9 protein-coding genes and 2 tRNA genes are annotated in these 13,209 nt (G+C 70.3%); 6 read left to right on the forward strand and 5 right to left on the reverse strand.

Features of this window, described 5'->3' with window-relative positions; translation table 11 throughout:
- The first annotated feature begins 132 nt into the window (after positions 1-132).
- The 5 genes from LWP59_RS07440 to LWP59_RS07460 all read left to right on the forward strand — a co-directional run bounded on the left by LWP59_RS07440 (position 133) and on the right by LWP59_RS07460 (position 6,518).
- On the forward strand, positions 133-828 hold the full coding sequence (locus tag LWP59_RS07440) for an HAD family hydrolase (RefSeq protein ID WP_144643660.1): 696 nt from the start codon (positions 133-135) through the stop codon (positions 826-828).
- A 92-nt stretch (positions 829-920) separates the two neighbouring features.
- A tRNA-Gln gene (locus LWP59_RS07445) sits at positions 921-992 on the forward strand.
- 52 nt (positions 993-1,044) lie between these two features.
- Positions 1,045-1,117, forward strand: a tRNA-Glu gene (locus LWP59_RS07450).
- Between the two features lie 349 nt (positions 1,118-1,466).
- Complete coding sequence (locus LWP59_RS07455; protein ID WP_233921976.1) at positions 1,467-4,517, forward strand: S53 family peptidase; 3,051 nt, start codon at positions 1,467-1,469, stop codon at positions 4,515-4,517.
- Positions 4,518-4,574: 57 nt separating this feature from the next.
- On the forward strand, positions 4,575-6,518 hold the full coding sequence (locus tag LWP59_RS07460) for a DUF6541 family protein (RefSeq protein ID WP_144643652.1): 1,944 nt from the start codon (positions 4,575-4,577) through the stop codon (positions 6,516-6,518).
- Here LWP59_RS07460 and LWP59_RS07465 read toward each other — a convergent pair.
- Genes LWP59_RS07465 through LWP59_RS07485 form a run of 5 tightly spaced genes read right to left on the reverse strand, consistent with a single transcriptional unit; the run spans position 6,499 to position 12,513 of the window.
- Positions 6,499-7,989, reverse strand: a complete 1,491-nt coding sequence (locus LWP59_RS07465; protein ID WP_229857330.1) for a glycosyltransferase — start codon at positions 7,987-7,989, stop codon at positions 6,499-6,501. The genes LWP59_RS07460 and LWP59_RS07465 overlap by 20 nt on opposite strands.
- Positions 7,976-8,338 (reverse strand): DUF2304 domain-containing protein, encoded by a 363-nt coding sequence (locus LWP59_RS07470; protein ID WP_144643651.1) that lies wholly within the window; start codon positions 8,336-8,338, stop codon positions 7,976-7,978. The genes LWP59_RS07465 and LWP59_RS07470 overlap by 14 nt, the downstream gene beginning before the upstream one ends.
- Positions 8,335-9,111, reverse strand: coding sequence for a glycosyltransferase family 2 protein (locus LWP59_RS07475; RefSeq protein ID WP_144643650.1), 777 nt, complete (start codon positions 9,109-9,111; stop codon positions 8,335-8,337). Before LWP59_RS07475 ends, LWP59_RS07470 begins: the two co-directional genes overlap by 4 nt.
- A gap of 10 nt (positions 9,112-9,121) precedes the next feature.
- A complete protein-coding gene (locus tag LWP59_RS07480; protein WP_144643649.1) occupies positions 9,122-10,393 on the reverse strand; it encodes a lipopolysaccharide biosynthesis protein in 1,272 nt (423 codons plus the stop codon).
- 56 nt (positions 10,394-10,449) lie between these two features.
- On the reverse strand, positions 10,450-12,513 hold the full coding sequence (locus LWP59_RS07485) for a tetratricopeptide repeat protein (protein ID WP_144643648.1): 2,064 nt from the start codon (positions 12,511-12,513) through the stop codon (positions 10,450-10,452).
- A 306-nt stretch (positions 12,514-12,819) separates the two neighbouring features.
- Between LWP59_RS07485 and LWP59_RS07490 the strand changes: the two genes are divergently transcribed.
- The gene (locus LWP59_RS07490) at positions 12,820-13,203 is read left to right on the forward strand and encodes a winged helix-turn-helix transcriptional regulator (protein ID WP_229857328.1); all 384 of its coding nucleotides are present in this window, start codon (positions 12,820-12,822) and stop codon (positions 13,201-13,203) included.
- The last annotated feature ends 6 nt before the right edge of the window (positions 13,204-13,209 follow it).

Raw genomic sequence — 13,209 nt, forward strand, 5'->3', positions numbered from 1 at the left:
ACCTTGTCGGTCGAATCGCGAAAGCGCTCAGTCCCCTAGCCTCACTTGGTGGATTTTGCTCGCCCCCGTTCCTCGGCCCCTGTCACCACCCTCGGCACCCCGGCCGATCCCTGGACCCCGCCAAGCCTGCGCCTGGTTTGCCTGGACATCGACGACACCCTGATCGACTTCAGTGCGGCCTGCCGCCGTGCTCTCGCGGCGCTCCTCGGCCGCGCCGACATGTGGCCGCTGTGGGAGCGGATCACCGACCGGCACGTCGCGCTGGTCGTGGCGGGGGAGATCGACTACGCCTCGATGCACTTCAGACGCACGCAGTGCTTCCTGGGGGAGCTGGGGGTGGTCGTCGACGGCGAGGACATCACGCGCTTCGAAGCGCGGCGCAAGGTTCTGCTGCGCCGGTCCTGGCGCCTGTTCGACGACGTGCTGCCGTGCCTGGACTGGCTGCGCGCCGCGGGGGTGCTGCTCGCGGCCGTGACGAACGCCTCAGGCGCACATCAGCGCGCGAAACTGGCCGACCTGGGGCTGGCCCGCTTCTTCGACCACGTGGCCATCGCCGGTGAGATCGGTGTCGCCAAGCCCGATCCCGTGATGTTCCACTCAGTCTGCGCGACGCTCGGCTGCGACCCCGGTGAGGCGGCGCACGTGGGCGACAAGCTGGGGACCGACGCCGTGGGCGCCCGGGACGCGGGCCTGCAGGGCGTCTGGCTCGACCGGCACGACACGGGCACGCAGGTGCCCGACGGCGTGCATGTCATCGCCGGCCTCGACGACCTGCCGCAGCTGCTGGTCAGCGAGTTCGCCCGGATCGGCGTCCCGGCGCAGCGGTGATCCCGGCCCCCGGTGACGGGGCATGGGAGCCGTGGTCTAGTATTTTCTCTCGGCGGTGCTGCTCCGGATCGCGACCGGACCGGCAAAACCGTTGGGGTATGGTGTAATCGGCAGCACGACTGATTCTGGTTCAGTTAGTCTAGGTTCGAGTCCTGGTACCCCAGCTGCGAAGAGAAAAATCGGTTCTGCTAAGGTTTCTCTCGCAACAAAGAGCAAGCCCCCGTCGTCTAGCGGCCTAGGACGCCGGCCTCTCACGCCGGTAGCGTGGGTTCGAATCCCATCGGGGGTACGCACGAAAACCGCCGACCATTACGGTCGGCGGTTTTTTCGTTTCGGAATTCCTGTCGCCGATCGGGTTCTCGTCGCGCTCAGGCACGAGCCGCTAGCGCGGACGACCGGGCGTTGTGTCCGTCTTGAGTACTTCATGTCGATCTTCGATGCGCGCTTGGACGGGCGGGTACACCCGGCCGAAAGCTGCGGTAAACCGTTATTCAAAAAGTGACGACAGTCGCTTCCGCGGCTGTTATTTTTCCTCTGCCCGTCACACTTCTGGGGGACAAGGCGCTTGTCGCGCTGATCTTTGTCGTGCCCGCTCGGGGGTCGTGTGACTTCGTTTGCACCCCTTCGAGGAGGATTGAGTGGCGGACTCCTTCGCCAATGAACCGACCCCGCTCAGACGTTCCGGCCTTCGCCGGCGCCGTGGCCTGGCTCTGGCCGCGGTGATCGCGCTGGGCGTGTCGATCGCGCAGACCCCGATCGCGGCCGCGGCGGACACCCCGGTGTTCCGGCCCGTCGGTGCGGCCCCGGCCGTCCCGAACGGCGCCGTCCGGTTGACCGAGCCGCAGGCGGACCAGCCGGTGCGGCTGAACGTCGAGCTCGCCCCGCGCGACCCGGCCGCGCTGCAGGCCTTCGTCACCGCGGTGTCGACGCCCGACTCGCCCCAGTACCACCAGTACCTGCAGAAAGGCCAGTTCGCGGCCGTCTTCGGGCCGACGAGGACGACCATCGACGCGGTCACGACAGCGCTCGAGGCACAGGGCCTGAACCCCGGGGCCGCATCGCCCGACGGACTGTCCATCCCGGTCGACACGACCTTCGGCAACGCGGCACGAGCGCTGCGCGTCGGCTTCGCGGGCTACCGGCTGACCGACGGCCGGACGACCTACGCGAACACGAACGCGCCCGAGCTGCCGTCGTCCGTCGCGGGAGTCGTGACCGGCATCCTGGGGCTCAACGACTTCACCAAGCCGGTCGCCCAGCACACCCCGGGCACGCGCACCGTCGCGGCGCCGAAGGGGAGCGTCCAGCCGCACGCGGCGCAGCCGAACGTGGCGACGCCGTCGTTCTGCTCGGACATCAAGAACCTGCTGAGCAGCAACGGGCTGACCGATACCCAGGACTACTGGGAGCCCTCGACGCTGTCGGCGAGCTACGCCTACAACACCGCGCCGCTCTACAACCAGTACGGCAACACCGGCAGCGGGGTCAGCGTCGGGCTGTTCGAGCTGGAGAACTACTCGCCCGACGACATCGCCGCCTACGAGTCGTGCTTCGGGCTGCGCACCTCGGTCTCCGCGACCAAGGTCGACGGTGGCCCGACGCTGCCGCCGGACATGAACACCCAGGTCGGGCTGGAGTCCGCATTGGACATCCAGACCGTCGCGGGCCTGGCGCCCGGCGTCGGCATCAAGGTCTACCAGGGGCCGGACAACGCGAACAGCACCCAGTACCTCGACGTCTACCGCCGGATCGTCAACGACGACGCCGTCCAGGTCATCTCCACCTCGTGGGGCCTCTGTGAGACCAACGCCCAGGCCTGGGACCCGGCGCTGCTGAGCACGGAGGCCAATCTCTTCGCGATGGCCGCCGCACAGGGCCAGACCGTGGTCGCCGCCTCCGGTGACTCCGGTTCCACGGGCTGCTACCCGGTGGGACCGGACAACAGCAGCCTGGTCGTCGACGACCCGGCGGCCCAGCCGAACGTCACCGCGGTCGGCGGCACCCGGATGACGCTGCCCAGCGGGGGCTCGTCGGTCGTGCAGAGCACCTGGAACACCCCGGGTGAGCAACCGGGTGCCAGCGGTGGCGGTGTGTCGCAGTACCAGAAGCTCTCCGGTGCCGGGAACTTCCAGAGCGGGGTCCAGGGCGCGGGCTACAGCAACGTCTGTGCCGCGGCCGCCGGTACGACCTGCCGCCAGGTGCCGGACGTCTCGGCGCTCGCGGACCCGGGAACCGGCTACCTGACCGCCTTCGGTGAGGACACGAACAGCCAGTACTGGACCATCATCGGCGGCACCAGTGGGGCCGCCCCACTGTGGGCGGCGATCATGGCGCTGACCGATGCCAGCGGTTCCTGCGCCGGCAACGGCGCCGTCGGCATGGTCAACCCCGCGCTCTACCAGCACGCCAACCTGCTCACGGACGTGACGGCAGGCAACAACATCCTGGACGGTTCCGGCTACACCGGCAACCTCTACTCGGCGGGTTCGGGCTACGACCTGACGACCGGCCTCGGCACCCCGAAGGCACCGGCCCTCGTGGAAGCCCTGTGCTCGGCCAAGGCCGCGTCGGTGGGCAGCTCCTTCACCCCGGTCACCCCGGCCCGGGTGCTCGACACCCGTTCCGCCGGCCCGATTGGTGCAGGTGGGACGTTGAAGCTGCCGGTGACGGGGGCGAACGGCGTGCCGTCGAGTGGTGTGACGGCGGTGGTGCTGAACGTGACGGCGACGGAGTCCACCGATGGTGGCTTCCTGACGCTGTATCCGGACGGGCAGCCGCGTCCGGCGTCGTCGAACCTGAACTTCGTTGCGGGGCAGACGATTCCGAACCTGGTGACGATTCCCGTGGGGTCGGACGGTGCGGTGGACATCTACAACCGCTTCGGTACGACGCAGGTGATCGCCGACATCTTCGGCTACTACTCGTCGGGTTCGGGCAGCCTCTTCAAGCCACTCACCCCGGCCCGGGTGCTCGACACCCGTTCCGCCGGCCCGATTGGTGCAGGTGGGACGTTGAAGCTGCCGGTGACGGGGGCGAACGGCGTGCCGTCGAGTGGTGTGACGGCGGTGGTGCTGAACGTGACGGCGACGGAGTCCACCGATGGTGGCTTCCTGACGCTGTATCCGGACGGGCAGCCGCGTCCGGCGTCGTCGAACCTGAACTTCGTTGCGGGGCAGACGATTCCGAACCTGGTGACGATTCCCGTGGGGTCGGACGGTGCGGTGGACATCTACAACCGCTTCGGCACCGTGCAGGTGATCGCCGACATCTTCGGCTACTTCACCAATGACGGCACCGGATACAGGTTCCACACGTCCACGCCGCAACGGCTGCTGGACACCCGCAACGGTCAGGGCGTCACGAGTGGCCAGGCGACTCCGGTCGGGACGGGCGGTGTGTTCGCGCTCCCGCTGACCGACACCGCCGGGCCGGGCAACACGGGCCCGCTGGCCGGTGCGGCGGCGTTGATGCTGAACGTCACGGCCACCGAATCGACCGACGGCGGCTTCCTCACCGTCTACCCGTCCAATGTCGCCCGCCCCGCGTCGTCGAACCTCAACTACGTGGCGGGCCAGACGATCCCGAACGCGGTGGTGACACCGGTCAACGGTTCGGCGATCGACTTCTACAACCGGTTCGGTACCGTCCAGATCATCGCCGACCTGTTCGGTTACTACTCCGCCAACTGACGTAACCTGCTCTGGTCCCGCCCCCGGGCGGGGCCAGAGCAGGGGGTCGCAAGAAGAATGAGCTGGTTCGGGGCCGTGCCGATCGGCCTGACGTGTGTCGGCTGGCTGATCGTGCCCGGTTTGCTCGTCACCTACGGCGCGGGTCTGCGCGGCGTCGCCGCCTGGGCCACCGCGCCCATCGTGACGGTCGCCGTGGCGGCGGCTCTCGCCGTGGTGGCGGGAAAACTCGGCATCCCGTGGTCGGTACCGCTGGTCGTGGCGGTGTTCGTCGTGCTCGCGGTGCTGACCGCCGGGGTCGCGTTCCTGGTGCGCCACCGTGCACCGGCCAGGGACGCGGACCCGCGGCCGCTCACCGCCGCGGCCCTGCTCGGCCTGGTGCCCGCCGCGATCCTCGGCGCCATCACCGTCGCCAACGGGTTCGGCGAACCGGACTCGCTTTCCGAGACCTTCGACGCGGTGTTCCACTACAACGCGGTCGCGTCGATCCTCGACTCCCGCGACGCCTCGTCGCTGACGCTCGGCAGCCTCGGTACGCCGGGACTGCCGGGCACCTTCTATCCGGGCGCCTGGCACGATCTCGTCTCGCTCGTGGTGTTGTCCACGGGCACCGCCATCCCGGTCGCGACGAACCTGTTCGCCGCGACCGTGGCTCTGCTGATCTGGCCGCTGTCGTGCCTTTTCCTCGCCCGCCAGGTGTTCGGCCGCTCGACGGCCGCGATGGCAGTCACCGGCGTGCTGAGCCTCGGGTTCGGCGCCTATCCGTGGGGTCTGCTCAGTTTCGGTGTGCTGTGGCCGAACCTGCTCGGCATGTCGATGGCCCCGGCGGCGCTCGCCGTCGTCGTGTCGCTGTGCGGCCTGGCGCGGGACGATGCACTGGGCCGTGGCCGCGCGTGGCTGCTCCTGCCGGTGACGGCGGTCGCGCTGGCGCTCGGGCATCCCAACGTCCTGTTCAGCCTGATCGTCCTGTCGATCTTCCCGGTCGCGACCGCGCTCATCCGCCGGACGATCCGGCTACGCCGCGAAAACCGGTTGTGGCGCGGCGTTTGCGAGATCCTCGTGGCCGTCGCGATCTTCCTGCTCGGCTGGTGGTGGGCGGCGACCACGCCCGCGTTCGCGAAGGTGCGGACGTTCTACTGGGCGCCGTTCACGGGCCGCGCGAACGCGATCGGTCAGGTGCTTCGCAACGCCACCAACAACTACGACTCGCTGTGGTTGCTCTCGGCCCTGGTGCTCCTCGGCGTCGGGGTCTGCCTGTGGAAGTCCGGGCTGCGCTGGCTGGTCGCCGGCGAGGTCGTCGCGGGCGTGCTGTACGTCCTCAGCGCGGCGGTGAACACTCCCTCGACCCAGAAGTTCACCGGTTACTGGTACAACGACTCACACCGGCTGGCGGCCGTGGTGCCGATCACCGCGGTGCCGCTGGTGGTCGCCGCGGTCCTGTTGCTGACCACAGTGGTCCGGCGCGGTCTGCCGAAGGCCTCCCCGGTGCTGGTGGCGGCCGGGCTCGTGGTCGTCATCCTCGCCGCGACGGGCGGACTGTACGTGCGCAGCCACATCTCCGTGCTTGCCGGGCACTACACCGAGCCCGCGGGGGTGCCGGGGCGACGGCTGATCGACCCGCGCGAGCGGGCTTTCTTCGACCACATCAGGAACGAGATCCCGGCTGGGGTGCGCGTCGCCGGAAACCCGTGGGACGGCAGCGTGCTGCTGTGGGCGCTGGAGGACCGCAAGACGGTGTTCGGGCACCTGGACATCGCCACCACGCCGGACCAGGACTACCTGGCGGCGCACCTGATCGACGCGGCGACCGACCCGAAGGTGTGCGAGGCCGCGAACCGGTTGCAGGTGGGCTATCTCGTCATCGGCGAGACCCCGTTCTCGCCGGACTCGGCCGGGGTGAAGGAGTATCCAGGCTTCGCCGATCCAGGCTCCCGGCCCGGTTTCCAGCTCGTCGACGCCGACGGGCCGCTGAAGCTCTACCGGCTCACGGCTTGTGCGCGATGAGGACGAACTCGTTGTAGGGGAACAGTTTCCCGGCGAACCGGGGCAGCGGGAAGGACTGGCGCCGGTCCACGACGAGCCCCAGCTGCCCGGCCACGTCGGCCAGCCCGTCGAAGTCGGTGAACTCGACGTGCGTGCTGTCGGTGGTGTACCCGCGCTCCTGCGGGCAGATGAACACCACCCGGGCGCCGGACGCGAGGTGGTCGAGGTAGCCGGAGAGGACCTTGACCGCCTCGGCCCGTGGCATGTGCTCGATCAGGTGCGCGGCGAGCAGCCCGTCGAACCGGCCCGGCCGCGCAAATTCGGTGGCGGCGAACTCCTCGGTGGTGAACGCGGTGAGACCGCGGGCGCGGCAGACCTCGATTGAGTGCGCGTTGTGGTCGACGCCGACCCCCCGGGCTGCCAGGTGCCCGAGATTGCGGCCCAGCCCGCAGCCCACGTCAAGCACTTCACGATCACCGAAGAGTCGCCGGACGTTCCACCGGTAGGGCGCCTGCACGTCGAGAACGCGCTTCCACAGCGGCTGTTCGAGCTGCAGCAGGCGATCGGTGTAGTCGGAACCGTCGGTAGATCCGGGCGTCGTCACGGCGGGGACTGTACGCGGCCCGAAGGCGTGCCGGACCAGGGCCTTGGTGCCGTCCCGGTCCGCGCGGGGCAGCAGTGTGAGGGCGAACAGCCGGGAGGACAGGTGCAGGCTCGCGGCCCTGGCCGCCTTGTGCCAGCCGTGCCCGCGCAGCCGGTCCGCGGTCTCGAGGAAGAAGCCCTCGGCCTCGGCGAACCGGGAGCCGGCGTGGGCGGTGGTCGAGGACTCGCTGCCGGAGTGCCGCCGGTACTCGAAGCAGACCGTCTCGTCGACCAGCAGGCTTTCCCCGCGCTGAACGAGTTCGAGCAGCAGCGCCAGGTCCTGGATCACCCGCAGGTCCTCGCGGAACCGGACGCCGCGCAGGGCGGATGCCTTCCAGCACAGCGAAGGGAAGTACAGCCAGTCACCGCGGACCAGGCTCAGCGCGAGCTCTTCACCGGCCAGCACACGCCTTCCGCGCACCTTCGGCGCGTAGATCCGGCGCTTCGCCTCGTCGACGAGCGTGCGCGCGGGGCGGCCTTCCGCGTCGATCAGCCGCACGCCGGGCTGGATGATGCCGGCCTCCGGCACCGCCGCGTGCGCGGAAAGCACGGTGCCCACGTAGTTCGGCAGCATCCGGTCGTCGCAGCCCATCAGCACGACCAGCTCGTGCTCGGCCAGTTCGAGGCATTTGTTGAAGTTGCCGGTCACGCCGAGATTGCGTGCGTTGCGTAGGTAGCGGACCCGTTCGTCGCCGAGGCCGGCGAACCATTCGGGCACCCCTGGCACCGCGCCGTCGTCGACCACGGTGAGCCGCCAGCGCGGATCGCCCTGGGCGAGCACGCTGCGCACGGCGGTGCGCATCAGCTCGTCGTCGCCGTAGTACGGCATCAGGATGTCAACCGTGGTCATGCCGGCCCTGCCTCTTGTGCTCGTCGAGTTCCAGCCGCAGGATCGCCAGGTCCTCCGCCAGCTTGCGGGTCTCGTTCTCCACCCTCGACAGCTCCCAGGACAGGTGCAGGGCGACGCAGACGAGGAAGATGATCGCGACGAAGAAGAGCAGGTTCACCGGCAGCGCCACGCCGGTCGCGCGGCTCAGCGCGGTCAGGAGGTTCGGGAAGATCGTCAGCACCAGCACGACCACGCCGACGACCAGCCACAGCACCGCGTACTTCTCGCTGAGCTGACGGCGGCGCAGGAGCTCGAAGATGCCGGCGAGGACGAGGAGGCTGCCGACGAGCCCGACGAGGTACGAGCTCATGGCTTCGCGCCACCTTCCGCGGGACCGGCGGCCTCGAGTGCGGCGGCGTCCACCGACACGTCCCACCGGCGGACCAACGCGAGCAGCAGCGCGAAGCCGGCGCGGAAGAGGTAGATGCCCGCCTTGAGCGGCCGGTGGCTCGGGCGGCCGTCGCTTCGGGGGCGCATCCGGGCCGGCACCTGCGCGACCCGGCAGCCCGCCCGCACGGCGATGACCAGCGATTCGATCGTGTCACCCAGGTACTCGACGGGGTAGTACTGGGCGAAGACGGGCAGCGCGCGCGGGCCGGTGGCCTTGAACCCCGAGGTCGTGTCGGTCAGCGGGGTCCGCGCGAGCCCGGAGATCACCTTCGCGAGCACGACCATCGCCCACTTCCGCGGGCCGCGCACGCGGTAGTCGTCGTCGCCGTCGAACCGCGCACCGATCACCACGTCGGCCTCGTCGAGCTTGGCCAGCAGCCGCGGGACCTCGTGCGGGTCGTGCTGACCGTCGGCGTCCACCTGGACCGCGGTGTCGTAGCCGTGGCGGAGCGCGTACCGGAACCCCGCGCGCATCGCGCCGCCGACGCCCAGGTTGTACGACAGTTCCAGCACGATCGCGCCGGCTTCGCGCGCGTTCCGAACCGTTTCGTCGCTCGAACCGTCGTCGACGACGAGCACGTCGACGCCGGGCAGTGCCGCGCGGATCTCCCGCACGGTATCGCCGACGCAGCGTTCTTCATTCCAAGCGGGAACGATGATCAAAACCCGCCCGCCAGGCGGTTGTCTCCCCACGGCGGGCAGTCTATGTCACCGGCTTTTCGCGGAGCGCGGCGGAAAGCGCGGCACCCATCCCGGCCACGACGAGCACCGAGCCCACGATCTGTCCCAGTACCGCCGCACGCAGCGGGTCGCCGGGCAGGAAGAGCAGCCCGGTCAGCACGGCCGACCCCACCAGCCACGACAGCGTCGCGGCCCGGTGCATGCCCAGCGCGACCAGCGCCGGCTGCAGCACCTGGGCGATCAGCAGGGCGAAGGTGCCCAGCCCCAGCACGCCGAGCGCGACCGCGGGCAGCGTCACCTGGGCGCCGAACAACACCCGCACCGCCCACGGCCCGAGGGCGAACGACACCAGCGCGCCCAGCACGCCGACGACCGTCACCGCGGCGAGGATCAGCCGCAGCTTGCGGCGCACGTCCGCGAGGTCGCCGCGGGTCGCGGCGGCGGTCAGCGTCGGCAGCAGCATGGCCTGGACCGGCGCGAACACGAACAACGGGATGCGCACCAGGACGAACGCGGACGCGAACGCCGCGGCCGTCGCGGTGTCGGTGGTGAGCCGTCCCGAGACGACGACCGGCGCGAGGTTGGCCACGAGCTGGGCGAGCAGCGTCGAGCCGACGAGGACCGCGCTCGCGCGTGCCATGGTCGTGACGGAGACGGCGCTGTCGGCACTGGGTTCACGACTGCCGCCTCGCAGCGCGGGCAGCCCCGCGAGCGCGGCGACCGCCGAGCCGGCGGCGAAGAGCAACGCGTAGGTCGCGGCGTTCGGCGAACCCGCCACTGCGACGGCGATGCACGGGACCAGCCGGGCGAGGCCTTCGGCCGCCAGCGTCGTCGCGTAGCCCCCGAAGCGGCGGGAGCCGCCCAGCAGGCCGCGCACGAGATACACGGCCGCGGAGGTCGCGGAGCCGAAGATCAGCGCGACGAGCAGGATCCACCGTCCGCCGAAAGCCTTGCCCACGAGCACGGGCGAGGCGGCGAGCAGCACCAGGACGACCACCACGAGCAGCCCCGCGCCGACCAGCGCGGCGCGGCGCCGGACCTGCCGGATGTCCGCGGCGGCGGCGAGGCGGGCGCTGATCGTCCGGCTGGTCTCCTGCTCCAGCGCGGAGAACACCCCGGGCCCGATCATGTTGATCAGCAGGTACAGCGAGGCGACGGCGGCCGCGTCGGCGGTGGAGAGGGTGTGCCCGGACAGGGCGAGGAACCCGTACCCGGCGGCGCCGACGATCAGCAGCCCGCCGCCCATCAGGGCGGGAGGACCGAATCGCCGTCCGGCGCGGGCGGGTGCCGTCACAGGCCAACCGTAATGGGCGCGGCCACCGTCACCGGCGGCGACCGCGCCTGTGGACGCTAGCCTTCCGGATCCTTCGGCTTCGGTGCCACGTCGAGGTTCGCCCGTGCCGCGTGCACGACGAGCACCCGCGGGTCGTGCAGTTCGGTGAAGATCGCCAGGGACTCGTCGAAGGACGCCCGTGCTTCGACGAGCCTGCCCAGTTCGGCGAGGGTCTCGGCGAGGCTGAGCAGGCTGTCGGCCTCGCCCCAGCGCTCGCCCATCGCCCGCCGCAGTTCCAGTGCCTTCTCGAAGTGCTCGATGGCCGCGCGCGGGTTCCGGTCGCGCTGGTGCAGCTGGCCCAGATGGTGGTGCGACCGGCTTTCCAGCGGCAGGATCCCCAGCTCGCTCGAGATCTGCAGCGCCTCCCTGGCCGCGGCGAAGGCGGGGTCCAGCCACCCTTCCTGCTCCAGGGTCCGCGCCTTGCTGGCGAGGACGATGGCGATGCCGAACGGCCACCCCGCCTCGCGGAAGTACGCGGTCGCGGCGTCGAGGTGGTCGCGCGCCTCCGGGTGCCGGCCGAGTGCCGTGAGGACCTCGCCGATCACGTGTCCGGTCCAGGCCCGGCCGCGGGGGTCGTCGATGCCCTCGTGCAGCCGCATCGCCTCTTCGAGGTCGGGCAGGGCCTCGCGATCGCGGTCGAGCTCGTGCAGCACCCAGCTGAAACCCAGCAGGGACCGGGCGATCGCGACCTTGTCACCGAGCTCGCGGGCGATCTTCACCGCGGACTGGGTGAACTCCAGACAGGAGCGCCAGTGCTTGGTCAGGAAGAGGTGCGGCAGGTAGAACGCCGGCAGCTTCCAGGCCTCGGCGGCCTCGTCCTCGGCGTCGTGCAGCAGCGCGAGGGCGGACGGGAACTCCAGCTCGAACCACGAAAGCGGGGCGCGGTCGTCGTTGCCGGAAAAGACCGGCAGCGTCAGGTCGCGCGCGTCGACCTCGATCGCGGATCCCGCCCAGCCGGGGACGAGGGTGTCGCCGGCCTTGGCCGCCGCGGCGATGTACCAGCGCAACAACCTCTTCCGCGCGTCGGCGACCTCGTCGGGCCCTGCCTGCTCGGCGGCGTAATCCCGCAGGGTGCTGCCGAGCTTGATCCTGTTGTCCGCCAGCTCGACGAACCCGTAGCGCAGCAGCTCGCCGAGGGCCTGGCGCGCGAGCACGACATCGGTCCCGGTGAGCGCGGCGACCGCGAACAGGTGCAGTGCCGGGCAGGGCTGGGTGCCGAGCAGCCGGAACGTCTTCGCCGCCGCCGGGGACAGCATGCGGTAACCCGCGTCCATCGCCGCCGACACCCCGGCGTGGACGTCGATCCGCACGCTGACCCGGGACGAGGAGCCTGCCACGTCGAGCTCGTCCGCGAGCTCGGTCATCGTCAGCTGTTCGCGGGCGGCGAGCTGGTCGCCGGCGATGCGCAGCGGTAGCGGCAGCCGATCGCACAGGCCGATGACCCGGCGGGTCGCCTCCGGGTCATCGGCGACCCTGGCCATGCCGCCGAGCACGGCGAGCAGCCGTCGGGCCTCCGCGAACGTCAGCGGCTCCAGGGCGAGGGTCGTGCCCCTGAACTCGGGCAGCGGCACCCGGCTGGTGACCACGACCCCGTTGCCCCTGGCCGGCAGGAGCGCGCGGACCTGCGCGGCCGAGGCCGCGTTGTCGAGCACGACGAGTACCCGCTTCGTCTCGGTGACCAGCTGGAACAACCCGGGGAGCTCACCCGGCACGGTCGGTTCCAGCGAAACGCCGAGCTTCTGCAGGAACCCCGTCAGCACCGCCTCGACCTGGCCGACCGTGCCGTTCAGGTCCGCATACAGGCAGCCGTGCGGAAACCGGGACTTCGCCCGCTTGGCCCACCAGGTCACCAGCGCCGTCTTACCGACGCCACGCGGACCGGTGACCGCGACGATCTCGTCGCCGACGAGCTGGTCGAGCAGCCTGATCTGCGGGCCGCGGCCGACGAGATGCCGGACGGTCTCCGGCAGACCGGTGGGCCACTCCCGTTGGGGCTCGGGGGCGGCCCCCGCAGCCCGGGACTGTTTGCCGCGCACCCGCAGCCAGCCGCCCACCCTGGTCAGAACCCGCTTGATCTCCATGATTTTCCACCCGAAGATGCCAGTTGGACCTCGGACCGCAGTCACTGGACGTGTTTCGGCCGCCACCCGGTTGGCCGTTCGTCTAGGCGAATCAGGTAAGTAAGTTTTGCACCATGAAACCACAAGTCGCGGCTGGGCGCGTTCCATTGCGGCAATCGAGGAGCGATTTCCCGGTGGGCTCGTCGCATCTTCATTGAAAGCGCTTTCTCAGACCGAGTCCTGCGTGCCCGGGAGCCCCGACGTATGCTCGAACTGCGCAACGCTTGTGCAACGGTTCAGTCGCTCTCGCAGACCTCCGGAGGGAACGTGAGCAACCCGGTCACGCAGAAGATCCCGGCTCGGCAGGACGAAGTGCGCCTCGCCGTGCGCAGCGTGCTCGAGCGCGTCGGCGACAAGTGGTCGGTCATCGTGGTCTGTCAGCTCGCCGGGCGGACGCGCCGCTTCAACGAGCTGCGGCGGCTGTGCCACCCGATCAACCAGCGCATGCTCAGCACGACGCTGCGCGCGCTGGAACGCGACGGTCTGGTCACCCGCACGATGCATCCGACCGTCCCGCCCCGGGTCGAGTACGCGTTGACCACGCGGGGCAGGAGTGTCCTAGGACTGGCCAGGGGACTGGCGGTCTGGGCCGAGGAGAACCACGCCGACATCCAGCGCTCGCGCGCCGCCTACGACGCACGGACCTCGTAACGAAGA

Origin of the sequence: Amycolatopsis acidiphila, from assembly GCF_021391495.1 — a bacterium.
GTDB classification, from domain to species: Bacteria; Actinomycetota; Actinomycetes; order Mycobacteriales; family Pseudonocardiaceae; genus Amycolatopsis_E; species Amycolatopsis_E acidiphila.